Origin of the sequence: Streptomyces hiroshimensis (assembly GCF_014650335.1) — a bacterium.
In the GTDB taxonomy this organism is placed as follows: domain Bacteria; phylum Actinomycetota; class Actinomycetes; order Streptomycetales; family Streptomycetaceae; genus Streptomyces; species Streptomyces hiroshimensis.
The window spans coordinates 746,846-769,107 of the sequence record NZ_BMUT01000002.1; the positions used below are offsets into that span (position 1 = coordinate 746,846).

General features: G+C 70.8%; 21 protein-coding genes. 6 read left to right on the plus strand and 15 right to left on the minus strand.

The window, feature by feature from the left end; translation table 11 throughout:
• Positions 1–112 precede the first annotated feature (112 nt).
• Genes IE241_RS34780 through IE241_RS08720 form a run of 3 tightly spaced genes read right to left on the minus strand, consistent with a single transcriptional unit; the run spans position 113 to position 3,514 of the window.
• A complete protein-coding gene (locus tag IE241_RS34780) occupies positions 113–2,164 on the minus strand; it encodes a lactate/malate family dehydrogenase (RefSeq protein ID WP_308433651.1) in 2,052 nt (683 codons plus the stop codon).
• Positions 2,161–3,327, minus strand: coding sequence for a hypothetical protein (locus IE241_RS08715; protein WP_190021019.1), 1,167 nt, complete (start codon positions 3,325–3,327; stop codon positions 2,161–2,163). The genes IE241_RS34780 and IE241_RS08715 overlap by 4 nt, the downstream gene beginning before the upstream one ends.
• 1 nt (position 3,328) lies before the next feature.
• Positions 3,329–3,514, minus strand: coding sequence for a hypothetical protein (locus IE241_RS08720; RefSeq protein ID WP_058044733.1), 186 nt, complete (start codon positions 3,512–3,514; stop codon positions 3,329–3,331).
• 252 nt (positions 3,515–3,766) lie between these two features.
• Between IE241_RS08720 and IE241_RS08725 the strand changes: the two genes are divergently transcribed.
• Entirely contained in the window at positions 3,767–5,122 is a 1,356-nt protein-coding gene (locus IE241_RS08725) for an NsdA family TPR-like regulatory protein (protein WP_058044734.1), read from the plus strand.
• 1 nt (position 5,123) lies between these two features.
• A complete protein-coding gene (locus tag IE241_RS08730) occupies positions 5,124–5,657 on the plus strand; it encodes an NUDIX domain-containing protein (RefSeq protein WP_190021020.1) in 534 nt (177 codons plus the stop codon).
• Between the two features lie 95 nt (positions 5,658–5,752).
• Here the strand turns inward: IE241_RS08730 and IE241_RS08735 are convergent, their stop codons facing one another.
• The 3 genes from IE241_RS08735 to glnA all read right to left on the minus strand — a co-directional run bounded on the left by IE241_RS08735 (position 5,753) and on the right by glnA (position 9,598).
• Positions 5,753–6,244: an SLATT domain-containing protein gene (locus IE241_RS08735; RefSeq protein ID WP_190021021.1), complete on the minus strand. Its 492-nt coding sequence runs from the start codon at positions 6,242–6,244 to the stop codon at positions 5,753–5,755.
• Positions 6,231–7,730 (minus strand): RNA-directed DNA polymerase, encoded by a 1,500-nt coding sequence (locus IE241_RS08740; RefSeq protein WP_190021022.1) that lies wholly within the window; start codon positions 7,728–7,730, stop codon positions 6,231–6,233. The genes IE241_RS08735 and IE241_RS08740 overlap by 14 nt, the downstream gene beginning before the upstream one ends.
• Before the next feature lie 458 nt (positions 7,731–8,188).
• On the minus strand, positions 8,189–9,598 hold the full coding sequence (gene glnA / locus IE241_RS08745) for a type I glutamate--ammonia ligase (RefSeq protein WP_190021023.1): 1,410 nt from the start codon (positions 9,596–9,598) through the stop codon (positions 8,189–8,191).
• Between the two features lie 254 nt (positions 9,599–9,852).
• On the opposite strand from glnA, the gene IE241_RS08750 reads away from it, so the two are divergent.
• Positions 9,853–10,320: an RDD family protein gene (locus tag IE241_RS08750; RefSeq protein WP_190021024.1), complete on the plus strand. Its 468-nt coding sequence runs from the start codon at positions 9,853–9,855 to the stop codon at positions 10,318–10,320.
• Positions 10,321–10,421: 101 nt separating this feature from the next.
• Here IE241_RS08750 and IE241_RS08755 read toward each other — a convergent pair whose 3' ends face one another.
• From IE241_RS08755 to lipB, 4 genes are all read right to left on the minus strand, one after another.
• Positions 10,422–11,117 carry a DUF4191 domain-containing protein gene (locus tag IE241_RS08755; RefSeq protein WP_190021025.1) on the minus strand — a complete coding sequence of 232 codons (696 nt, stop codon included), beginning with the start codon at positions 11,115–11,117 and terminating at the stop codon, positions 10,422–10,424.
• A gap of 10 nt (positions 11,118–11,127) precedes the next feature.
• Positions 11,128–11,388 (minus strand): SCO2195 family GlnR-regulated protein, encoded by a 261-nt coding sequence (locus IE241_RS08760; RefSeq protein WP_373300615.1) that lies wholly within the window; start codon positions 11,386–11,388, stop codon positions 11,128–11,130.
• Positions 11,389–11,682: 294 nt separating this feature from the next.
• The gene (gene lipA, locus IE241_RS08765) at positions 11,683–12,648 is read right to left on the minus strand and encodes a lipoyl synthase (RefSeq protein WP_190021026.1); all 966 of its coding nucleotides are present in this window, start codon (positions 12,646–12,648) and stop codon (positions 11,683–11,685) included.
• 134 nt (positions 12,649–12,782) lie between these two features.
• Positions 12,783–13,580 (minus strand): lipoyl(octanoyl) transferase LipB, encoded by a 798-nt coding sequence (gene lipB / locus IE241_RS08770; protein WP_190021027.1) that lies wholly within the window; start codon positions 13,578–13,580, stop codon positions 12,783–12,785.
• 285 nt (positions 13,581–13,865) lie between these two features.
• Here lipB and IE241_RS08775 point away from each other — a divergent pair, with 285 nt between their 5' ends.
• The gene (locus IE241_RS08775; protein ID WP_190021028.1) at positions 13,866–15,305 is read left to right on the plus strand and encodes an NsdA family TPR-like regulatory protein; all 1,440 of its coding nucleotides are present in this window, start codon (positions 13,866–13,868) and stop codon (positions 15,303–15,305) included.
• Positions 15,306–15,552: 247 nt separating this feature from the next.
• On the opposite strand, the gene IE241_RS08780 is transcribed toward IE241_RS08775, so the two are convergent.
• Together IE241_RS08780 and IE241_RS08785 are read right to left on the minus strand one after the other, a co-directional pair.
• A complete protein-coding gene (locus IE241_RS08780) occupies positions 15,553–16,878 on the minus strand; it encodes an NAD(P)/FAD-dependent oxidoreductase (RefSeq protein ID WP_190021029.1) in 1,326 nt (441 codons plus the stop codon).
• Between the two features lie 173 nt (positions 16,879–17,051).
• Positions 17,052–17,960, minus strand: coding sequence for a TIGR01777 family oxidoreductase (locus IE241_RS08785; RefSeq protein ID WP_190021030.1), 909 nt, complete (start codon positions 17,958–17,960; stop codon positions 17,052–17,054).
• 63 nt (positions 17,961–18,023) lie between these two features.
• On the opposite strand from IE241_RS08785, the gene IE241_RS08790 reads away from it, so the two are divergent.
• Positions 18,024–18,518, plus strand: a complete 495-nt coding sequence (locus IE241_RS08790; protein ID WP_190021031.1) for a GNAT family N-acetyltransferase — start codon at positions 18,024–18,026, stop codon at positions 18,516–18,518.
• Positions 18,519–18,589: 71 nt separating this feature from the next.
• On the opposite strand, the gene IE241_RS08795 is transcribed toward IE241_RS08790, so the two are convergent.
• Entirely contained in the window at positions 18,590–19,108 is a 519-nt protein-coding gene (locus IE241_RS08795; RefSeq protein WP_190021032.1) for a DUF4240 domain-containing protein, read from the minus strand.
• 170 nt (positions 19,109–19,278) lie between these two features.
• Between IE241_RS08795 and IE241_RS08800 the strand changes: the two genes are divergently transcribed.
• The gene (locus IE241_RS08800) at positions 19,279–20,226 is read left to right on the plus strand and encodes an SDR family oxidoreductase (RefSeq protein WP_190021033.1); all 948 of its coding nucleotides are present in this window, start codon (positions 19,279–19,281) and stop codon (positions 20,224–20,226) included.
• 34 nt (positions 20,227–20,260) lie between these two features.
• Here the strand turns inward: IE241_RS08800 and IE241_RS08805 are convergent, their stop codons facing one another.
• Together IE241_RS08805 and IE241_RS08810 are read right to left on the minus strand one after the other, a co-directional pair.
• Positions 20,261–21,226: a helix-turn-helix transcriptional regulator gene (locus tag IE241_RS08805; RefSeq protein ID WP_190021034.1), complete on the minus strand. Its 966-nt coding sequence runs from the start codon at positions 21,224–21,226 to the stop codon at positions 20,261–20,263.
• Positions 21,227–21,470: 244 nt separating this feature from the next.
• Positions 21,471–22,094, minus strand: coding sequence for a GntR family transcriptional regulator (locus tag IE241_RS08810; protein WP_190021035.1), 624 nt, complete (start codon positions 22,092–22,094; stop codon positions 21,471–21,473).
• Between the last annotated feature and the right edge of the window lie 168 nt (positions 22,095–22,262).

The window sequence follows — 22,262 nt, forward strand, 5'->3', positions numbered from 1 at the left end:
ACATGTGCGCCCAACGACATCACACGGGGATCCGGGGATGGCGTCCAGGCAGTTGATCTCTCGGATGGCGACGATGGCGGGGATGCCGTGGGGCATCCCCGCCATCGTTCGTTCATGTGGTCGGGCCTGTGACCTGCGCGAGGAAGTCGGTGTTCGCCTTCACGTCGTGCCCCAGGGTCAGGGCGTTCCGGGGAAGTTCGCCAAGGAGTTCGAGCAGAGGCTGAGTGCTGGGGAGGTCGGCGGGCAGGAGGCCGAAGACGTCGGGGTAGCGGTCTTCGGTACCGGCGGTGAAGAAGTCGCCGGCCCCTACGCTTCGGTCCTCGTCGAGGAGGGCGGGCTTGGTGCCGGGGGTGATCTCGGGGAAGAGGATGCGGGCGGCGTGTCCTTCGGTGGCCAGGGTCAGGCCGAGCCAGGAGTGGAGCTGGTCGGGGAAGAACTGGGGCTTGAGCTCCTTGCCGGACTCGTTCCACAAGGGTGTGCAGTTGCCGGAGTGGAGGGCACCGGTGACCTTCTGGTGCTGGGTGGGGTGGAGCTGTTCGCCGCCGAGGAGACGTTCGCGGACGGTCTCGTACCAGTCGAGGGCGTCCACGAGGCCCAGGCCGATGGCGGCGGCCGAGGGCCAGGGCAGGACCCGCAGTCGGTCGTCCTCGCGACGGATGAAGACGCGGTCGTTGGCCAGCAGCTGCCAGCCGGCACGGGCCAGGAGGAGGGCGGTGGTGGTCTTCCCTGCGCCCTTGTCGCCCAGGGTCAGCACGGTCTGCCCGTCGCGGACGACGGCGGAGGCGTGCAGGATCGACCAGCCGTCCGCCAGGAGCTGCCCGCGGACGACCTCGCGGGTGAGCCGTGCGGTGGCCAGGGCGACAGGAATGTCTTCACACCCGTAGATGCGCAGGGGCCCGCCGGGCTCGGCCCGGTAGACGAGCTTTTCGTCGGGCTGGGAAGCGGCCACGGTGCCGTCGTCGTCCTGGTCGAAGAGCATGTTCGAGTTCGCGTAGACGGTCTTCTCGTGGGGGTGGTCGGCCACGCGCTGGGCGATCTCGGTGACCCGGCCGGCGTTGACGTCGGTGATCACTGCTGCGTTGGTGTCCGGGGCGGTGCTGGTGGCATTCCACCAGGGGCCGAAGTAGCGAAGGGCCCAGTCTGTGACCACCGGGCTGTTGCTGGTGACGGTCGCGGCCTGGGTGGCCGTGGCGATACGGACAGCGGTCTGAGGCACTGCGGTCTTCTCCTTCTGTCGGGGGTGCGCAGGGAGGTACAGGCGGGCCAGGGGCTCGTAGGCATCACGGAGCTTGGCGTCGGCGGCTATCAGCTGACGGGCCTCGGCGGCGTCCAGCCGGGGGAGGCACACGGTCGGGGTTCCGGCGGTGAAGCGCAACGGAATTCCCCTCCACCTCCCCTCGTGGTTGACGCACAACTCCGTAACCGCGTCGTCCAGGCCCAGGCCTGCGCGGAGGGCAGCGATCACCGCCCCGGCCGGGCCGCAGCGGGTACGGCCCAGCCCTGCGTTGATCCGCCGGGGCCGGTCGCTCAGCTCGTCGCGGACGTGCCGCAGGGGCACCGGCACGGGCAGGTCACCGACGCGGGTAGCCGACGCGCACACCACGGCCTGGTCGCCGTGCTCGCCGATCACGTGGCCGACCACGGCCTGCGGGGGCACGTCCAGGAGGCGGGCAAGGGCGAGGCGGTAGCGGGCGGTGTCGGTGTTCGAGCCGACCCCGTACACGTGGGGGCAGCCGGAGACCTCGGCGAACAGGCGGGTGAGGACGTCGACGGGGTTGGTCACCATGACCACGAGTCCCTGGTACTGGTCCAGTTTCCGCGCGAGGTCGGCGATGACGGGGGCATTGGCGTTCAGGCCGGCCATCCGGATGTCGGTGCGGGTGGTGTTGGTGAAATCGCCCCGCGGGCAGACGACCACCGCTTCGCAGGAGGCGAGCTGTCCGGCGTCGGTGACGTGGACCGCCCGGACGGAGGAGGCGGTGACCTGGCACATGTCCTCCAGATCGGTCACCAGGGCCCGGGCCGAGAGCCCGGTGCGGGAGACGATGCGGACGGACTCGCACCAGCCTCCGGCGGCCAACAGCATGGCCACGCTCTGGCCGACGGCTCCGGCGCCGATTACTCCGACCGCGCCGACCGGCGGTGGCGTCAGCGGTGGCGTCACCGGTCGGCCGCCTTCGCCACGTCAGCCAGGGCGAGCCGCCACACCGCCCGCGGGTCTGCCCCGGCGAGCAGGTTCGCGGTGGTGCGGTCGAGCAGGGTGCACACCGACATGGCCTGATGGGTGATTTTGACGGCGTGCTCGGGCAAGGGCAGGTCGGCTGGGCAGGTCAGGTAGGTGCTGAGGATGTTGGTGGTGTCCATCAGCCACAACACCACCAGGTGCTTGATCCATGCGGCTCGCTCGTCGGGCCCGAGGTCGGCGGTCATCACGTCGACGAAGACCTCGATGCCGCCAACAACCGCTTTGGCCGCTGCCCGGTCCGGAGGTGAGGCGACCAGGTTCAGCACCGTCCGCGAGACCAGCTTCGCCGCATCTGTCTGGGGCCGGCCGCGGGCGAGGGCCGGGTCGAGGAAGACCGGACGGTCCTCGGGGCCACCGGGGAAGACCGCGTGGTCCGGCTTGAGGTCGCCGTAGACCACCGGCCGCCGCCCGGCCGCCGGAGCCGGTCGCAGCCGTCGCAGTCTGCCCACCATGCCCGCCAGCACTTCACCCGTCTGCCCCGCTTTACGCAGGTAGGTCGGGCCGCTGATGCCGTTGAACTTGCGGTGAAAGGTTGGCCCAATGCCCCGTTCGACGATCGCCACTTCGTCCACGGACTTGGCGATCGCGGGCCGCTGCAGACCCGCTAGCTCCACCAGGACGCGGGTCATCAGCTCGCCACTGCGGTGGGGCTCCTTGGCCAGCAGGTCGGCCAGCGTCGGGCCCGTCACTTGCTCGGTGAACAGCACGCCACTCTGGAGCCCGGCGACGCGGCAGGCCAGCACTCCGGCCTCCTCGCGCAGGATGTCCAGTCCCCGGGCTTCCCGCTCCAGCAGAGTGCCCGGCGAGCCCTGGTAAGCCGCCTGGGCGGCCCGGACCTGGGCCCAGTCCCCGGCCGTACCTCGCAGCACCGACACCAGCGACAGGCCCAGCAGTGAGACCTTGGCGAACAGGTCCCGCTCATCCACCTGAACTCGACGGACGTAGGCCGTCACGCTCGGCGTGTGCACCCCGAGCCGCACCGCGGCCCCCGGCCACAGCCTGGCCGCGGCCTGCTCGATCTGCCGGTCCGCGTAGGCGAAGACATCCGCGGCCGCCAGGGAGGCGCTCGATGTTTCCGCCATCTCAGTGGACCTCCGGCCACGACACCGCCGCGACACCATCCGCACGATGGGTCAGGTCATGGCCCACGATGGTGGTCAGGCCGCTCGCCGCCGCGAGCGTGCCGAGAGCCCAGATCCAGCCGAGCGTCACGCCCAGCCAGTCGCCACGGGGCTTCCTGTCGCTGGTTGTACGGGACTTGTACGTCACCGTCGTCTCCTTCGGGAATGGATGCAGCGGGCCGCCGGCACGGCGAGGAGACAACTGGTGGGCGCCGGGGGCCCGCTGCGGCTTCATAGGCCGCCAGTCAGTCGGGCAGGGAGCTGCCGAGGGGAGAGCCAGGATGCGTTCGGGCAGTTCCAGGCGGCTGCGATTAAGTGAACCGGCGGTCACGCACAGTGGGTACGGTGAAGGCGAGGCCAAGCGGTATACGCGGTTTACAGCCCCAGGACGGAGGAGGTCATGGCGGCACCCAACAGACCCAATATCCGTCTGCGCGAGGTCATCGACGCGATCGGCTGCACGTACGAAGCACTGGCCAGGGATGTGCGCCGGATCGCTGCGGAGAACGGCGAGATCATCCAAACCAACAAGTCGGCGATCTCCCACTGGGTGAACGGCACCCGGCAGCCCACTGGTCAGACCGGTCACTACCTGGCGGAAGCTCTCTCGCGCAGGGCCGGCCGCACCATCACCCTCACCGAGATCGGCCTGCGCGACCCCGAAGTCACTGTCCCCGACGACCCCGATCCCGTCGTCACAGCGACCGACCTCGGCCGCGCCGACGTCGAGCGACGCCGCTTCCTGGCTGTGGCCGCCTTTACCACCGCAGGCGTGGCGATGCCCCTGGCCTACGACCACGAGGCGGCATCCCGCATGCTTCGCGCACGCACCGGTAGGTCCCTGGTCGGGTCGGAGGACGTCGAGGTGGTCCGCCAGATCACCGCCGCGTTCAGCGCGGCCGACGAACGCCTGGGCGGTGGCCACGGGCTCACCACCGTCACCGCCTACCTCGCCGACACCGCCTCCCCCATGCTCCGCGCCCGCTTCCCCTCTGATGCCTTACGCCGTGCCGCCTTCGGCGCCGTCGCAGAGCTGGCATACCTCGCGGGCTGGAAGCACCACGACCTCGGCCAGGAAGGCGCCGCCCAGCGCTACTACCAGGTCGGCTACCAGCTCGCCTGCGAAGCCGACCCGCACGGCCACGCCGCCTGGATGATGCGCGCCCTCGCTCACCAGGCCCTCAGCCTCAAGCAGCCCCACCACTGCGTCGACCTCGTCGAAGGAGCCCTCAGCCGCGGCCTCGGCCACGTCGACGGCCAGACCGAGGCACTGCTCCACATCACTCACGCCCGCGCCTTCGCCGCAGTCGACGCGAGGTCCGCAGCGGCCCGCGCCCTGCTCGCAGCCGAGGACGCCCTGCTCCGCGACGACTGCCCCCAACCCAGCTTCTCCCTCGTCAGCGGGCCGGCCGCCGGCACCGTCGCAAGCCACACGGCCCGTACGCTCACCGACCTCGCCGATCACCTCGGTACCGAGCAACAGCACCGCGATGCGCTCGTCCGCTGGGATCCCGAGAAGTACAAGCGCGTCCACGCCCTCACCTATGCCGACCTCGGCGACAGCCTCGCCGCCCAGGCCCGTGCCGATGAGGCCGTCGCCGCCTGGAACCAGGCCCTCACGCTGATGGAGGGCATGACCTCCGACCGCACCCGCAAGGCGATCACCTCCATCCGATCGACCCTGGTGATCTACCAACGGCGCAAAGTGCCCGGCGCAGCCGATCTCGCCCGCCGCGCCCGGGAGGCGCTCGCCTAACATGCCCACCAACCCGGCCGACGAAGGGACCCCCGTGGCTCAGCCGACAACCGATGACCAGCCCAAGGCGCTCAAGCCCGCCCTGGAATCCATGACCCTGCTGGTCGCCGCCGTCATCGTCCACGACAAGGCCACCAATCGCGTGGTCCTCCTCCAGCGCAGCGACCAGGCCAAATTCGCAAAGGGCAAGTGGGACCTCCCCGTCGGCAAGAGCGAGCCCGGCGAGCCGATCACCGAAACGGCCGTCCGCGAGCTGTACGAAGAGACCGGCTTGGTCGTGAAGCCGGACGCGCTCAAGGTCGCCCACGTCATCCACGGCGCCTGGGGGGTTGAAGCCCCGAATGGCTTCCTCACCGTAGTCTTCGCAGCCCACGAGTGGACCGGCGAGCCCGAGAACCGCGAGCCGCGCAAGCACGCCCAGGTCTGCTGGGTCGCCGCCGACGCCATCCCCGAGGAGTTCGTGGATACCACAGCCAGTGCCCTTCACCGCTATCTCGACGGCGGACCGCAGGTCTCTCTCGACGGCTGGCGTTAAAAGGGGGTAGGCCATGGCGTACGACGGCGAGGGAAGCCTCTGAGTGGACATGGCTGAGACCGACCGCGCGGCCACAAACACAGAGGCTTGGCGTGTTACTCGGCCGAGCCCCGTTGTATCCGCTGGCGGGCCTTCTCGTAGAACTTGTTCGCCATTGGGGTGTCGGTGGAGGTGATGCGTACGTATTCGGCGCTCAGCTCTCGGGTTCGGGCTTCGAGGGCCGCCGGGTCGGATGCCTCGTTCATGAGGCTGATCTCAGTGTCCGCGCGGTGCTTAAGCGCGGTGTAGGCGCGGGCGGACGCGAGGTGGTCAGCAGCCGTCTTTGGGGAGCCCAAGAAGGCCGCGGTGGCAGCGATGGCTCCGGCGACGGCACCGAGCCCGCTGAAGAACACTTCGGGGCCGACCTTGACCGCGACCAGGAGGCTACATATGGCGGTCGCGCAGGCGGGGATGAACACCATCAGTCGCCCCCACATCGCGGCGCTCTTGGCCGCTTCGAAGTAGCCTTGAGCGGTGTAAAGGCAATTGCTCTGGATGCGCTTCAGCTCGGTCTTAGTGCTCTCGAACTGCGTGTCAGAAGTAGGCATAGGGTCCAATCCGGGGTCGGCTTATGCGAGGGGTAGTGGCAAGGAAGTTACAGAGCCATTCCATACCAGGGACGGAGGCTCTGATCTCGTTGCGATAGCGGGTGGTGAGGTAGCCCGCCTCGTACAGCGCGACGAGTACGGCGCGTCGGACGGCAGTGTTAGTTTCCCCCTCGAAGCGGTGGCGGAGCATCTGAGCCTCGGCAATGGACGCGTTCTCTCCGATGTAGCGGGCGGCGAACTCGCGAGCGTAGTCGACCCGGTTACGGTCTTCGAGAATGTTCCACGCTGCTTCTTTCACTCGTTCGTCCTTGATGCCCATGGCGATGAAGTAGCGCAGGACGCGCTGCTCGATCAACGGGTGGGCGGCGCTTTGGGTGGAGTGCAGAAAGTGGACCAAGGCGCTCTTTACCTCGGGGGTTCTACTCTGGGCCGCGTTGAGGTACTTGAACACATGAGTGATGGCGTGGGGGAGGCGGGTGAGATTATCCAGGCACCAGCCGACCGCGCGATCATCTCTGATCCTGCTGAGCTGCCCGAGGACGAAACGAACCTGGTTACCGTTGAACGCTCCCTCTTTGGCGATCCTCTCGAAGTAGTTCACGAGATCCTCCCGAGCGCGCGGACGGCCATACCTGATGGCGCCAGCCAGGGAGTCATGCCGGATATCGGTTTCGCGTTCCCGGGCGTCCTGGGGGTCGAGGATGACGGTCTTACTGGAGGAGATAGAGAGTCTTCTGGAGCGCAGTTGACTGTTCACGCCGAGGAAGAGATCGCGCAGCTCGCTCCAGTCGGGGTGGAAAACCTTGATGTCGTCGGAGTAGCGCAGGAACCGGGCACTTTTCCGGGCCAGGTAGGAATCGACAGGAGTGAGGTAGAGATTGGCAAGTATGCCGGAGGCGTCCGGTCCTTGAGGCAGGCCCCAAGCATGATTGATGGTCTGAAACCGGCTGAGGAAGTTGGTGATGTGACCGGCAGCTCGTTGGTCGCCGCCGAGGGCTTCTAGATCGTCTCCGAGGATGGCCACGTCGATGTGCTCGTAGAAGGCCGCGATGTCGAGGTAGGCGACCCTGAGCGAAGTGTCGGAGCGGATGGCCTGTAGCGACTTTGCCCGGTAGGACGTCCAGTTGGACCACCATCGGATGGGCTCGCCCCTGAAGCGGTTCCATCGGTAACTGGAGACGCCGGGGTGAAGCTGGCGGTCGATCTCATCGGCGACCGTGAAGACAAGAGCGTCGTAGATAAGCCGGTCTCGTGTGGAGAAACGAGCCAAGGGGCGCACAGTCAGGTCTGTCTTGGGGAAGTCGATGATGTTGGTGCTGTCTGGGCCGCATGCGCCGTCTGCAATGGCCTGCTCCAGCGTCTCACGGTAGCCGCGTTCCCACTGGTGCCGGACGTCCTGGTACCCGATGACATCGGGCACCTCCGATTCGTCTTCTCCAGCTAGCAGCAGATCTTTGGCCTTGGTGAGCCTGCCGGAAAGATCCACCGTCCCCCTTTGCCGAATGAAGTCGCCCCGCCGGGATGCTACCGGGGCGGGGCGTGAACTGGCCTGCGGTCTGAGACCGTGTGACTGGTCTCCCACCAGCCAGTGATGGCGGAGGCGCGGGCGATGAAGCGCATGGCCCACCGGTTGCCGTTGTGATGGCGTCCCGCTGGGGACGTGGCCGCCGTTGTCGTCTCCGGGCTCGGGTGGCAAATGGCAAACGCGACATGACTGTGAGTCCATCGCGGACGTCTTCAAAACGGTGGGGGCTGCTTCCCTGGTACCAGGGAAGCAGCCCCCACCGATAGCTCTGATGCACAGCCAGGGAACTGCCGGACCGGTGCACACCCGGTGCACAACAGCCTGGAAATCGAACGGTACCAATGAGAAACACTGGAGAGTGTTTCCGCAGGTCACATCAAGTTTCCGGACCTCCAGTCAAGGTCACCCGACCCCGCCCTTTAGATGTCGAAGTACATCTCGAACTCGTGCGGGTGCGGGCGCAGCTGGATCGGGGCGATCTCGTTGGTGCGCTTGTAGTCGATCCAGGTCTCGATCAGGTCGGAGGTGAAGACGCCGCCGGCCTGGAGGTACTCGTTGTCCTGCTCCAGGGCGTCGAGGACGGCCGGCAGGGAGGTCGGGACCTGGGGGACGTTCGCGTGCTCGTCGGGGGCGAGCTCGTAGAGGTCCTTGTCGATCGGCTCGGCGGGCTCGATCTTGTTCTTGACGCCGTCGAGGCCGGCCAGGAGGAGGGCCGAGAAGGCGAGGTAGGGGTTCGAGGACGGGTCCGGGGCGCGGAACTCGACGCGCTTGGCCTTCGGGTTGGAGCCCGTGATCGGGATGCGCATCGCGGCGGAGCGGTTGCGCTGGGAGTAGACCAGGTTGACCGGGGCCTCGAAGCCGGGGACCAGGCGGTGGTAGGAGTTCACCGTCGGGTTGGTGAAGGCCAGCAGCGACGGGGCGTGCTTGAGGATGCCGCCGATGTAGTAGCGGGCGGTGTCCGAGAGGCCCGCGTAGCCCTGCTCGTCGTAGAAGAGCGGGTCGCCGTTGCTCCACAGGGACTGGTGGACGTGCATGCCCGAGCCGTTGTCGCCGAAGATCGGCTTCGGCATGAAGGTGGCGGTCTTGCCGTTGCGCCAGGCGACGTTCTTCACGATGTACTTGAAGAGCATCAGGTCGTCGGCGGCGGCGAGCAGGGTGTTGAACTTGTAGTTGATCTCCGCCTGGCCGGCGGTGCCGACCTCGTGGTGCTGGCGCTCGACCTGCAGGCCGGCCTTGTCCAGCTCCAGGGAGATCTCGGCGCGCAGGTCGGCGAAGTGGTCGACCGGCGGGGCCGGGAAGTAACCGCCCTTGTAGCGGACCTTGTAACCGCGGTTGTCCTCGACCGCACCGGTGTTCCAGGCGCCGGCCTCGGAGTCGATGTGGTAGAAGGACTCGTTCGCCGCGGTGTTGAAGCGCACGCTGTCGAAGACGTAGAACTCCGCCTCCGGGCCGAAGTACGCGGTGTCCGCGATGCCGGTGGAGGCGAGGTAGGCCTCGGCCTTCTTCGCGATGTTGCGCGGGTCACGGCTGTACTGCTCGCCCGTGATCGGGTCGTGGATAAAGAAGTTGATGTTGAGCGTCTTGTCCCGGCGGAAGGGGTCGAGACGGGCCGTCGACAGGTCCGCGCGCAGCGCCATGTCGGACTCGTGGATGGCCTGGAAACCGCGGATCGAGGAGCCGTCGAAGGCCAGCTCCTCGGCCGGGTCGAACGCCGCAGCCGGGATCGTGAAGTGCTGCATCACGCCGGGCAGGTCGCAGAACCGGACGTCGACGAACTTGACGTCCTCGTCCGCGATGAACTTCTTGGCGTCGTCGCCGTTCTGGAACATCCAACTCCTCCTAGCCCGTCCGCGAGCGGCCGGGGTTGTTTCGGTGGCGCGGTCCCTGTGCGGATTCGTGCAGGCTCCGCAGATGCAGTTCCCATGCAGTGGTGCGCGCTGGGGCCGACCCTAGAGAGACGGGATTTCCCGGGCATGACCCATTTGTTTCGCCGAGGTTAACCGGGATGCGGCCGGGACGTGCCGTGAAACACGGTGCGACCCCGGGCCGAAGGGAACGAATGCGGGCGCAGTACCGTGGACGGGTGGACAACAGGCAAGCAATCGGCTCATGGCTCTCCGGCCCGCGCGCGGCCGCCGAGGAGATGGGCGTCGACTTCGGGCACCGGGGCGAGCGCCTCGGGCTCCCGGCGGAGGGTCCCGGCTCCATCGCCCCGCTCGGACGGCGCTTCGGCGCCGTTTTCATCGACTGGGCGCTGTGCATGCTCATCGCCTACGCCCTCCTCGCGGACGGCGAGCCCCAGCGGGCGGGGAACTGGGCTCTGCTGATCTTCTTCGTACTCAGTGTCGTCACTGTCGGTACGGTCGGCTGCACCCCCGGCAAGCGCCTCCTCGGGCTGCGCGTCATCGGCGAGGGCGGCGGACGCCTCTCGCTGCCCCGCGTCCTGCTCCGCAGCGTACTCCTCGTCCTCGTCATCCCGGCCGTCATCTGGGACCGCGACACCCGCGGCCTCCACGACCGCCTCTCCCGCGCCGTGCAGGTGCGGATCTAGCCCGCAGGCGTAGGAAGCACGCAGACGTACGAAGAGGGCGGGGCGGATCCTTCGAAGGATCCGCCCCGCCCTCTTCGTACGCGTCTGCTCCCGTCGGTGCCTCAGCGGCCCTTCGGCATCCGCATGCCCTTGGGCATCGGACCCTTCGGGATCGGCATGTTCTTCATGGGGTCGCCCATGGCCCGCAGCCGGTCGGTGGTCGCCGTGACCTTGTCGCCGGGGACCACGCGCGGCAGCTTGGCCAGCGTCGTGCGCAGCTTCTTCAGCGGCAGCTGGCCCTCGCCGTTGCCGATGATGAAGTCGTGCACGGGGACGTCCGTCACGATGCGCGCCATCTTGCGCTTCTCGGCCGCCAGCAGGCCCTTGACCCGCCCGGGGTTGCCCTCGCCGATGAGGACGATGCCGGCCTTGCCGACGGCGCGGTGGACCATGTCCTCGTCGCGGTTGAAGGCGACGGCGGGCGTGGTCGTCCACTGCCGGCCCATCTGCTGCTCCAGGATGGAGGCGGCGGCGCCCGGCATGCCCTCGATCTTGCTGTTGTAGGCGCGCTGGGCACGCTGTCCGAAGACGATCGCCATCGCGAGGAACGCCAGCAGGACGCCGAGAATGCCCAGGTAGACCGGGTGGCCGATCGCGAAGCCCACGGCGAGCAGGACACCAAGGGTCACGATGCCCACGCCGGCGACGACCAGACCGACCTTAGGGTCGGCCTCTCGCGTCAGCTTGTAGGACAGGACGATCTGCTGCAGTCGCCCCTGCTTCTCAGCCTGCTTCTCAGGTGTTGCCTTCCTCGCCATAAGGCGAAGTTTACGTCGCCTGCGGACCGGGGGCCGCCACGGCCTCCAGCACGTGCTGTGCCTCGCGCCGGTCCTTGGCCCGGCGGCGGTCCTCCAGCACCGCGGTCCAGGCGTTGCGCCGGGCGGTGCGCTGGCCGCTGCGCATCAGCAGCCCCTCCAGGGCCCGCAGGGCCCCGGTGACGGACGGGGGCCGGACGGAGAGCGTCGCGGGCAGGGCGGAAGCGGCGCGGGTGGCTGTCGCCATCGCTGCGTGGGCGGGCGCGGCCTGCATGTCGTTGTCCCCTCGGGAGCGGAAGTGAACCAGTGGGCAGCGGGGGGCTGGCGGTGCGTACCGATGGAGAGGGCGGAGGGTGCGAGGACGGGGAGCGGGGGCGAAAAATGTACGGGCTCGCGTACGCAGTGGGAACTGCTGTGCGTACCCCCATCGTCACCGAACGGTGTTACCAACGGATGACCTCTTGGTCAAACACCTATGAAACGTTGACGCGGCCCATATCGTCCCCACCGCCTGGCGGGGGGAGATACGGGCCGCGTCCACTGCCGTGCCGAGAGGCGTCGATGCAGGTCAGACCGCCTGGGCTGAGGGCGCCGCCGCGCGCCGCTCCATCGCCTGCTGGTAGAGGCGGCCGGCCCGGTACGACGAACGGACCAGGGGGCCGGACATGACACCGGCGTAGCCGATCTCCTCCGCCTCCTCCTTCAGCTCGACGAACTCCTGCGGCTTCACCCAGCGCTCCACCGGGTGGTGCCGCGGCGACGGCCGCAGGTACTGGGTGATGGTGATGAGCTCGCAGCCCGCCTCGTGCAGGTCGCGCAGGGCCTCGCTGACCTCGGCGCGCTCCTCGCCCATGCCCAGGATCAGGTTGGACTTGGTCACCAGCCCGGCCTCGCGGGCCTTGGTGATGACCTCCAGCGAGCGCTCGTAGCGGAAGCCGGGGCGGATGCGCCGGAAGATCCGGGGGACGGTCTCGACGTTGTGCGCGAAGACCTCGGGGCGCGAGGCGAAGACCTCTTCCAGCAGCTCGGGGACCGCGTTGAAGTCCGGCGCGAGCAGCTCGACCTTGGTGCGGCCGCCCTCGCGGCCGGCCGTCTGCTCATGGATCTGGCGCACGGTCTCGGCGTACAGCCAGGCGCCGCCGTCGGCCAGGTCGTCGCGGGCGACGCCGGTGATCGTGGCGTAGTTCAGGTCCATCGTGACGACGGACTCGCCGACGCGGCGCGGCTCGTCCCGGTCCAGGGCCTGGGGCTTGCCGGTGTCGATCTGGCAGAAGTCACAGCGCCGGGTGCACTGGTCGCCGCCGATGAGGAACGTCGCCTCGCGGTCTTCCCAGCACTCGTAGATGTTGGGGCAGCCCGCCTCCTGGCAGACGGTGTGCAGACCCTCGCGCTTCACCAGGCCCTGCAGCTCGGTGTACTCGGGGCCCATCTTCGCCCGGGTCTTGATCCACTCGGGCTTGCGCTCGATGGGGGTCTGGGCGTTGCGGACCTCCAAGCGCAGCATCTTGCGTCCGTCGGGTGCGACTGCCGACACGTCCGGCTCCCTATGGCTTCGATTCTTCGGCGGACACCAGGGTACGCCCGATATTTCCTACGCTCTTACTCGTATGCCCAGGGCAACTCATGGAACCCGGGACGCATTCCCCCCACCGGCCGTCACCGGCGCGGCTAGCCCGCCGCGCTCTCCACGGCCCGCGGAAGCGGCTCCGCCGTCTCCAGGATCTCCCGCAGGTGCTTCTCCACCACGGGCAGGACCTCTCTCACCGGGACCCGCCGGCCCAGCTCGTTCGAGAGCGAGGTCACGCCCGCGTCCCGGATGCCGCAGGGCACGATCCGGTCGAACCAGGTGTTGTCAGGATCACAGTTCAGCGCGAAGCCGTGCATCGTGACGCCCTTGGCGATCCGGATGCCGATCGCGGCCAGCTTGCGGTCCTCGCGGCGCTGGCCGGCGTTGGACGGGGCGTACTCCGGGCCGTTCAGCCGGGGGTCGAACTCCTCGTCCGTCAGCCGCGGGTCGAAGTCCAGGGACAGGCCGCCGACCGCGGGGCGCTCCTCGACGGGGTCGCCCAGCACCCACACGCCGCTGCGGCCCTCGACGCGCGTGGTCGCGACGCCCAGCTCGGCGCAGGCGCGGATGAGCGCCTCCTCCAGCCGGCGGACATGGGCGATCACGTCCACCGGGCGCGGCAGCTTGAGGATGGGGTAGCCGACGAGCTGACCCGGGCCGTGCCAGGTGATCTTCCCGCCGCGGTCGACGTCGACGACGGGGGTGCCGTCCAGGGGGCGCTCGCTGTCCTCCGTGCGCCGTCCCGCGGTGTAGACCGCCGGGTGCTCCAGCAGCAGGCAGGTGTCCGGGACCTCGTCCGCGAACCGGGCGGCGTGGACCCGGCGCTGCTCCTGCCAAGCCTCCTGATACTCGACGGCGTCCGCCCCGAAGCCCAGGTGGACGAAGCGCAGCTCATTCACGGCGGCTCCTCAGCTCCTCTTCGACTCTGCTCTGACCGATCCGGCTGTTACCGGTGGTCTCCGGCTGTGCCGGGCGTCCTTGCCACTGTACGGCGGCCCGCCGGCATCGCCGCAGGCGGGCGGCGCACCGCGGGCCGGGGGCGAGTGGGGTCCGGGGCGCCCTCCGGGTGTATTTGATCTGTCCTCACACGATCGGATGAATGCGGGGCGAAGGGAGCGATCAGGGCGTTGGGGACCGCTAAGTTCGCGCCGTTCCAGAACGAGATCAGGGAGACCGGCAGGCTGATGACGGAACGACCCCCGCAGCGCATCCCCAACCGTCAGCTCGCCGCATTGATCGCGGAGGCGGGCTTCTCCAACGCAGGGCTGGCTCGGCGAGTCGATCAGTTAGGGCTTGAGCACGGCCTCGACCTGCGTTACGACAAGACGTCCGTCACCCGCTGGCTGCGCGGCCAGCAGCCCCGGGGCACCACTCCGGCGCTGATCGCCGAGGTCTTCACCCGGCGGCTCGGGCGGCGGCTGTCCGCGCAGGACCTGGGCCTGGACGCCTGCGCCCCGGTGTACGCCGGGCTCGAATTCGCCGCCTCCCCGGAGGAGGCCATCGACATCGTCAGCGGGCTCTGGCGCAAGGACTCCGGCAGCCACACCGAGCTCCGGAAGATCGCCTTCACCCCGGCCGGGCTGGTGGTGCCCAGCCGGGACTGGCTGATCGGCCGGGCCGACGAGCGGGTGGCCCGCGGCGCCCCCGCCTCCGAGGGCGGGCGGGTGCCCGCCCAGGGGCGCGGCCACCCGCCCCGCCAGCGGCACATCGAGCGCGGCCCCGGCGGCCGGGTCTCGATGGGCGACATCGCCGCGCTGCGCTCGGTCGGCGAGCTCTTCCGCACGCTCGACCACGCCTACGGCGGCGGGCACGCCCGCCAGGCCCTCGTGCGCTACCTGGAGCACGAGGCCGAGCCGATGCTGCGCGGCACGTACGGGGAGGCCACGGGGCGGCGGCTCTTCGCCGCCGTCGCCGACCTCACCCGGCTCGCCGGGTGGACGTCGTACGACATCGCCGCGCACGGCCTGGCGCAGCGGTACTTCGTCCAGGCGCTGCGGCTCGCCCAGGCCGCCGGGGACCGCTCCTACGGCAGCTATGTGCTGGTCACCATGAGCCGACAGGCGGTCTACCTCGGCCACGGCCGGGAGGCGGTGCAGCTGGCCAGAGTCGCCCAGCAGGGCATCGGGTCCAGCGCCCCCTCCGTGGTGCAGTCGCTGCTGCACGCGGTGGAGGCGCGCGGGCACGGCGTCCTCGGCGAGGTACGGGCCTGCTCGGCGTCGCTGGCGCGGGCGGAGCGGGCGCTGGAGTCCTCCCGGCCGGGGGACGACGTGCCGTACTGGGCCCGCTTCTTCGACGAGGCTCAGCTGGCGGACGAGTTCGGGCACTGCCACCGCGATCTGCAGCAGTACCGGGCCGCGGCGCAGCACGCCGAGCGCTCCCTGCAGCTCCGTAGCCAGGCGTACGCCCGCAGCAGGCTCTTCTGCCGCGTGGTCCTGGCCACGGCGCGGCTGGGCCTGGGCGAGCTGGAGCAGGCGTGCCAGCTGGGCGCGGAGGCGGCGCAGGCGGCGGCCGAGATGCGGTCGGTGCGGGCGCTGGAGTACATCCGCGACTTCGAACGGCGGCTGGAGCCGTACCGGGATGCGGCGGCGGTCCGGGCGTACCGGGAGAAGGTGGCGGCGCTGTAGCCCTCGCGGGCGGCGGTGGGGGCATTCCCGGGCGTGCGGCTGAGCCTGAGGCCTGTTCGGCACCGCCGGGATCCCCGGTGGGGGCTGAGCGCCGCTGCGGCGGACTCAAGAGGCTCGGCCTCTTGGGCTCCGGGTTCTTGCCTGCCGCAGGCAAGAACTCCCGCCGCCGCGGTAAGTCACCCCCCACCGGGCGGTCCGGCGGTGCCGTGCAAGCCGTGCAGAGGGAACCCGGCCGGAGGCCGCGCGGCTACGCCGCCTGCAGTTCTTCCGCGTCCTGGGGGGCCCGGATGCCCAGGTCTCGTAGGACTGCCAGGGCCGCCCTGCGGCCCGAGAACAGGGCGCCCTGGACCGTGCTGGTGTCGCGGTGGTCGCCGCAGACGTACAGGCCCGACAGCAGCCGTACCGGGCGGCGGCCGTCGTGGGGCGCCGGCATGGCCGGAACCGCTTCCGGGTCGTGGTGGGCCGCGAGGAGCCGCCAGCCGGCGGCAGGGGCGCCGTAGACGCGGGCGAGCTGGGCGCGCGCGGCCCGGTCGAGCTCGGCGAGCGGCAGGCCCGCGGCCGCGCCCAGCACCGTCGAGGTGATCAGGGGCCGCCCGGCGGGCGCCCGCGAGGGGTCCACCTCGCTGGCCACCATCGTGTGGGCGACGGGCCCGTGCCGGCCCGCGGCGATGATGAGCGAGGCCTCGCGCAGCGGCGGTTCGTCGGCGGTGTGGTGGAGCACGGTCACCGGGTGGAAGCCGGGCAGCCGCAGGCCGGGGATGAGTTCGGCGGCGGCGCGCGCCCCGGTGGCCACGACGACCGAGCGGCACCGCAGCACGCCGTGCTCGGCGGTGGTCACGGAGGTGGTGCAGGCGGCCTTGGCGTGCACGCCGGTGCGCACCGTGCCGGGCGGGAGCAGGTCCGCCAGCAGCGCCGGTACGGTGTCGGCCCCGCCGGCCGGCAGACAGAGGCGGCCCCGCGCGTAGCCCCGCAGGACGAGGTCGGCGCAGCGGCTGGAGGTCGTCAGGTCCGGATCGCACAGCAGGGACGCCAGCAGGGGCCGCAGGAAGACCTCGACGGTGCGGGCGGGCAGGCCGCGGCCGGCGAGCGTCTCGGCGGTGGGCCGGTCGGGCCGGGCGAGGACGCGGTGGGCGGGCAGGGCGGCGAGGCGGCCCAGCGCGGTGCCCAGCCGGGCCTGGTCGAGGCCGCCGGCCCGGGACGCGCGCGCCGCGGTGGCCAGGGCGCGTGCCGTGGTGAACGCGCGCTTGGCCGTGCGGGGTTCGGCCGTGCGCTGGTTGCGTCCGTCGGCGTGGACGAGGACCCCCGGCGTGAACGGCTTCAGGACCAGCGCGTCGAGGCCGGGGGTGCGGAGCAGCTCCGGGAAGGAGGTGTTGAGCAACTGGGCCGTGCGGTCCAGCCGGAAGCCGTCGGCGCGGTCGGTGGCCATCCGCCCGCCGACGTGGGGGGCGGCCTCCAGGACGGCGACCGTAACCCCTGCGGCCGTGAGCCGGTGCGCCGCCGAGAGTCCGGCGAGGCCGGCTCCCACGATGACGACGTCGGCGTCGATAGCGGTGTCGCGTGCGCTGCTGAGCACGTGCCCTCCCGGGTTCGGTCCGCTCGCTCGGTGCCCTGATGCCCTCAACGGGCAGAGGCGATGCGCGATTTGCCTTGACCGTAGAGAGAAATTCGGTCAATAACAGTCGCGCACGGACAGGGCACGGTCGCACGGCGGGTAGCACGGTCGGCGGACGGGTGCGCGGTCCGGGGTCAGCGTGTGTCCGTCAGCGCCGCCCGTACGGCGCTCTCGACGTCCGGGCAGGCGAAGGAGAAGCCGGAGTCCAGCAGCCGCCGGGGTACGACCCGCTGACTGCCCAGCACGTCCGTGGCCATCTCACCGAGGGCCAGCCGGAGCGCGGGGGCGGGCGCGGGGAGCAGCGCCGGGCGGTGCAGCACGCGCCCCATCACCTCGGTCACCTGACGGTTGGTGACCGGATGGGGGGCGGTCAGATTGACGGGCCCGGCCAGCTCGCCGGCCTCCAGGAGGTGGCGGAGCGCGGCGACGTGGTCCTGCAGGGCGATGAAGCTCCAGTACTGCCGCCCGTTGCCGAGCCGCCCCCCGAGGCCCGCCCGGAAGAGCGGGAAGAGCTTCGCCCACGCCCCGCCCTCCCGGGCCACGACCAGCCCGGTGCGCGCGAAGACCGTCCGTACGCCCGCCTCTACAGCGGCCCCGGCCGCCTCCTCCCACTCCTGGCAGACGCCGGCGAGGAAGCCGTGCCCGGGCGGGGTGTCCTCGTCGGCGAGCCGGTCGCCGGTGTCGCCGTAGATCCCGATCGCGCTGCCGCTGATCAGCACGCGCGGCGGGGTGTCGAGGGAGGCGACGGCCTCGGCGATCGCGGCGGTCCCGAGGACGCGGCTGTCCCGGATCTCCTTCTTGTAGGCCGCCGTCCAGCGGTGGTCGCCGACGCCCGCGCCCGCCAGGTGCACCACGCCCGTACAGCCGGCGAGCCCGGAGACGTCGACGGTCTGCCGCAAGGGGTCCCAGGAGACCTCGCCCCGCGCGCGGGGTTCGCGCCGCACGAGGCGTACCACCTCGTGGCCGTCCGCCCGCAGGGAGCGCACGAGCGCCGTGCCGATGAGCCCGGTGGAACCGGTGATCGCGATCCGCATACGCCTCATCCTGCCCCCGGGTCCCGAAAAAATGGCAGAGGGGTCACGAGGCGCGCCTGGCACAGTGTCCCCATGGTGAATCCGATCATCCGTACGGCCACCGAGGCCGACGGCACAGCCCTCGCCGAGCTGGACCGGCGCACGTGGTCGCCCCTGCACGCGGTGCAGCCGCGGCCCGAGCCTCCGTACGAGCCGTTCTTCACCGAGCGCAACCGGCCCGAGCAGATCCTGGTGGCCGAGGTGGGCGGCCGGCTCGCGGGATACATACGCCTGGTGGCGCCCACGCCGCTCGCCTGCAACGCCCATGTGCGCCAGATCCAGGGGCTGGCGGTGGACGACGACTTCCGCGGGCACGGCATCGCCCGGGCGCTGCTGCGCGCGGCGGCCGAGGAGGCCCGCCGCCAGGGGGCGGTACGGCTCACGCTGCGGGTGCTCGGGCACAACGCGCCCGCCCGGAGCCTGTACGCCTCGGAGGGCTTCGTCGTGGAGGGCGTGCTGCCGGGGGAGTTCCTGCTGGAGGGCGCCTACGTCGACGACGTGATGATGGGACGCTCCCTGACTCCCTGACTCCCCGGCTCCCCGACTTCTTTACTCTCTGACTCCCCGGCTCCTTTACTCCCCGACTCCCTGAGCGGGTCTCACTCCCCGAAGCGGTCCCAGAGGAGCGGGAACCGCTCGGCGAGCGCCGCCTCGTCCTCCAGGTCGATCACCGCGCCGAGCGGCTCCGACGGCGGGTCGGCCAGCCCCAGGTCCGGGGTCTCGCTCCCGGTGAGCTGCTCGTACGCCTCGTCGGCCGCGTAGCCGAGGTCCTCGCCGTCCCCGTCGACCTCGTCGTCGAAGTCGTCGAGCAGTTCGGCGAGGTTGTCGGGGTCGTGCATCGCCCCTTCGAAGACCTCCCGGCCCTGGCCGATCAGCCAGCACCGGAAGTAGTCGAAGACGTCGTCGCTCGCGCCGCTCAGCAGGATGGCCGCCGCGCCCCACAGCTCCCAGGTGTACGAGCGGTTGTAGCGGGACTCGAAGTGCCGGGCGAAGTCCAGCACGCGCTCGGGGTCGAGCTGCAGCAGCCGTTCGACCAGCAGATCCGCCTGGTCCTCGGCGTCGCCCTCGGCGGCTTCGCGCGTGGTGTCGATCAGTTCCCAGAACTCCGTCTCGTCCACGCCACCAGCATCGGGCCAAGCACGGGCCCCCGCACGCGGAGCGGGGCGGATGCGGCCGTCTCGTTACCGGAGCGTGTCACCGGGCGCGGTGTGACGTGGGAAACAGGACAGAGGGTGTCTTGTTTCGGTGGAAGGGTCACGGGCGCACCGAGAAGAGGGGACCTGAGGACATGAGCACGCAGGCACATACGCAGGACGACCGGCCGCTCGCCGGCAAGGTCGCGCTCGTGGCGGGGGCGACCCGCGGCGCGAGCCGCGCGATGGCGGTCGAACTCGGCAGGGCCGGCGCGGTCGTCTACGTGACCGGGCGCACCACGCGCGAGCACCGCAGCGAGGTGGGGCGGCCGGAGACCGTCGAGGAGACGGCCGAACTGGTGACCGCGGCGGGCGGCACGGGGATCGCCGTCCCCACCGACCACTTGGAGCCGGCGCAGGTCGAGGCGCTCGTACGGCGCATCGACCGCGACCACGGGCGGCTGGACGTGCTCGTCAACGGCCTGTGGGGAGGCGACCACCTCGTCGGCTTCCCCGAGGCCTTCAGCAGGAAGATGTGGGAGCACGACCTGGACGCGGACCTGCGCATCCTGCGGCTCGGCATCGACTCCCACCTGATCACCAGCCGCTTCGCCCTGCCGCTGCTGACGCGGCGGCCCGGCGGGCTGGTGGTCGAGGTGACCGACGGGACGGCCGGGTACAACGCGAAGTACCGCGGCCACTTCGCCTTCGACCTCGCCAAGTACGCGCCGCTGCGCATGGCCGCGGGACTCGCCGAGGAGCTCCGGGACCTCGGCTGCACCGCCGTCTGCCTCACGCCGGGGTACCTGCGGTCGGAGGCGATGCTGGACACGTACAAGAAGGTGACCGAGGAGACCTGGCGCGACGCCCTGCCGGAGGACCCGCACTTCTGCATCTCGGAGAGCCCCGCCTACGTCGGGCGCGCCGTGGCCGCGCTCGCCGCCGACTCCGGCGTGGCGCGGTGGAACGGGCAGTCGCTGTCCAGCGGACAGCTGGCCCGCGTCTACGGCTTCACCGACACCGACGGCACGCAGCCGGACGCGTGGGGGTACATCACCGCCTTGGAGGCGGGGGAGGAGCCGAAGGAGGCGGACTACCGCTGACGGTGGAGCGGGGCGCTTGAAGTGCCCGGGCGGTTCAGCCGTACAGGGCCGCCGCCCGGGCCGCCGCCTCCGCGAAGCGCTCGCGCAGCTCGGGCGGGCCCAGGACCTCCGCCTCGGGGCCGAGCGCCAGCAACTGCTCGTAGGCCACGTCCAGGGACTCCACGGCCAGCGTGACGGTGACGCGGCCGAGACTGTCGGGGGCCGGGGCTGCCGCCAGGGCCTCGGCGGCGGCCGCGCGGTCCGTCACGTGCGGCAACCGCCGGGCGCCGTCCGGGCAGAGGCGCAGCTGTACCCGGTCGCGCAGGATCGAGCGGGCGAACTCCGCCGCCCGCTCCTCCCAGAAGGCCGGCAGGTCGAACGTCTCCTCCCGTACGAAGCGGTCCGTCCCCGCGGCCACGGCCGTGAAGCGGTCGACCCGGTAGACGCGGAACCGCCCGCCGGAGCGGGCCGCGACGTACCAGACGCCTCCTTTGAGGATCAGTCCGTACGGTTCCAGCTCGCGCTCGGTCTCGGTGTCCCGCCGCCGGTAGCGCGCCGTGATGAGGCGGTCGTCCCAGACGGCGTCCGCGACGGCGGGCAGCAGGGGCGGCGGGTCGCCCTCGCGCCACCAGCCGGGTGCGTCGAGGTGGAAGCGCTGGGCCGCGGACGCGGAGGCGTCGCGGAGCTCGGGCAGGAGGGCGGCGGAGACCTTGAGGCGGGCGGCCGAGGCCGCATCGGCCAGGCCCATCTCGCGCAGCGCGGAGGGCACCCCGGAGAGGAACAGCGCCTCCGCCTCGGTGCGCCCGAGGCCGGTCAGGCGGGTGCGGTAGCCGCCGACGAGGCGGTAGCCGCCCGCGCGGCCGCGGTCGGCGTAGACGGGGACGCCTGCTTCGGACAGCGCGAGGACGTCCCTGGCGACGGTGCGCTCGGAGACTTCCAGCTGCCGGGCCAGCTCGGTGCCCGTCATGGACGCCCGGGACTGGAGCAGCAGGACCAGTTTGATCAGCCGTGCGGCGCGCATGGCCAAAGGGTAAGGGGGAGTGGCGACAGGAGCCGGTGCGCAGCCAGGGCAGGAAGACGCACGGGCTCCTGTCGTCACTTCTGAGCCGTACCGCGACACAGGACAGGGCGGCACGGGACGGCTCGAACGAGACTGTACGCCCCTGATCGATGATCGATCAATCCTTGAGGCCCAACAGAATTCTTGAGACCCAACAGAGACGCAGACCTCCGCAACGGAGACCCGGATCCCCGGACCCCGGGCCTCAGATTCTCGGCGCGCAGCTCAGCACATGGGCCTTCAGCAGCTCCCCGATCGCCGGGTCGCGCCGCCGGAACGCGGCCACGATCTCGGCGTGCTCCTCCGCGTGCGTACGCGGCTCCGGGCTGAGCCAGCGGATCGACAGCGTCGTCCACACCTCGATGCCCAGCGACTCCCAGGTGTGCAGCAGGACGGCGTTGCCCGCCGCCTTCACGATCTCCCGGTGGAAGGCGACCGTGTGCCGCACCTGCGCCTCGCCGTCGCCCACCCGGTCCGCCTCGTACAGGGCGGCCACCTCGGGCTCCAGCGCCGAGACGTCCTCGGCCAGCGCGGGCGCGGCCAGCTCCGCGGCCACCTGCTCCAGGCCCGCCCGGACGGGATAGCTCTCCTTGAGGTCCGTGGCGGTCAGCTCGCGGACCCGGACGCCCTTGTTCGGCGAGGACTCGATCAGCCGCAGCGACTCCAGCTCGCGCAGCGCCTCGCGCACCGGCGTCTGGCTCACCGAGAGCTCGGTGGCGATCCGCCGCTCGACGATCCGCTCGCCCGGCTGCCAGCGCCCGCCGACGATCCCTTCGAGGATGTGCTCGCGGATCTGCTCACGCAGCGAGTGCACGACGGGTGTGGCCATGGGAGGGGCTCCTCAGCGGGATGGTGCGGGGTGGTGCGGGTGGTGCGGTCGCCCTGGGCGGTACGGGGGTGCGGGGTGGGTGCGGGCGGTGCGGGCGCGGCGGTGCGGCGACGGGGCGGTGACGCCATTATCCCGGCGGTGCACAAGGGCGCGGCCCCGGCTCGTATG

What these genes read in the sequence shown, in the direction of transcription:
- IE241_RS08800 (WP_190021033.1), top strand. Translation starts at nt 19,279, where the DNA reads ATGAGCACGCAGGCACATACGCAGGACGACCGGCCGCTCGCCGGCAAG.
- IE241_RS08725 (WP_058044734.1), top strand. Translation starts at nt 3,767, where the DNA reads ATGGCGGCACCCAACAGACCCAATATCCGTCTGCGCGAGGTCATCGAC.
- IE241_RS08730 (WP_190021020.1), top strand. Translation starts at nt 5,124, where the DNA reads ATGCCCACCAACCCGGCCGACGAAGGGACCCCCGTGGCTCAGCCGACA.
- IE241_RS08775 (WP_190021028.1), top strand. Translation starts at nt 13,866, where the DNA reads ATGACGGAACGACCCCCGCAGCGCATCCCCAACCGTCAGCTCGCCGCA.
- glnA (WP_190021023.1), bottom strand. Translation starts at nt 9,598, where the DNA reads ATGTTCCAGAACGGCGACGACGCCAAGAAGTTCATCGCGGACGAGGAC.
- IE241_RS08755 (WP_190021025.1), bottom strand. Translation starts at nt 11,117, where the DNA reads ATGGCGAGGAAGGCAACACCTGAGAAGCAGGCTGAGAAGCAGGGGCGA.
- IE241_RS08790 (WP_190021031.1), top strand. Translation starts at nt 18,024, where the DNA reads ATGGTGAATCCGATCATCCGTACGGCCACCGAGGCCGACGGCACAGCC.
- IE241_RS08715 (WP_190021019.1), bottom strand. Translation starts at nt 3,327, where the DNA reads ATGGCGGAAACATCGAGCGCCTCCCTGGCGGCCGCGGATGTCTTCGCC.
- IE241_RS08760 (WP_373300615.1), bottom strand. Translation starts at nt 11,388, where the DNA reads ATGCAGGCCGCGCCCGCCCACGCAGCGATGGCGACAGCCACCCGCGCC.
- IE241_RS08785 (WP_190021030.1), bottom strand. Translation starts at nt 17,960, where the DNA reads ATGAGGCGTATGCGGATCGCGATCACCGGTTCCACCGGGCTCATCGGC.
- IE241_RS08810 (WP_190021035.1), bottom strand. Translation starts at nt 22,094, where the DNA reads ATGGCCACACCCGTCGTGCACTCGCTGCGTGAGCAGATCCGCGAGCAC.
- IE241_RS08735 (WP_190021021.1), bottom strand. Translation starts at nt 6,244, where the DNA reads ATGCCTACTTCTGACACGCAGTTCGAGAGCACTAAGACCGAGCTGAAG.
- IE241_RS08805 (WP_190021034.1), bottom strand. Translation starts at nt 21,226, where the DNA reads ATGCGCGCCGCACGGCTGATCAAACTGGTCCTGCTGCTCCAGTCCCGG.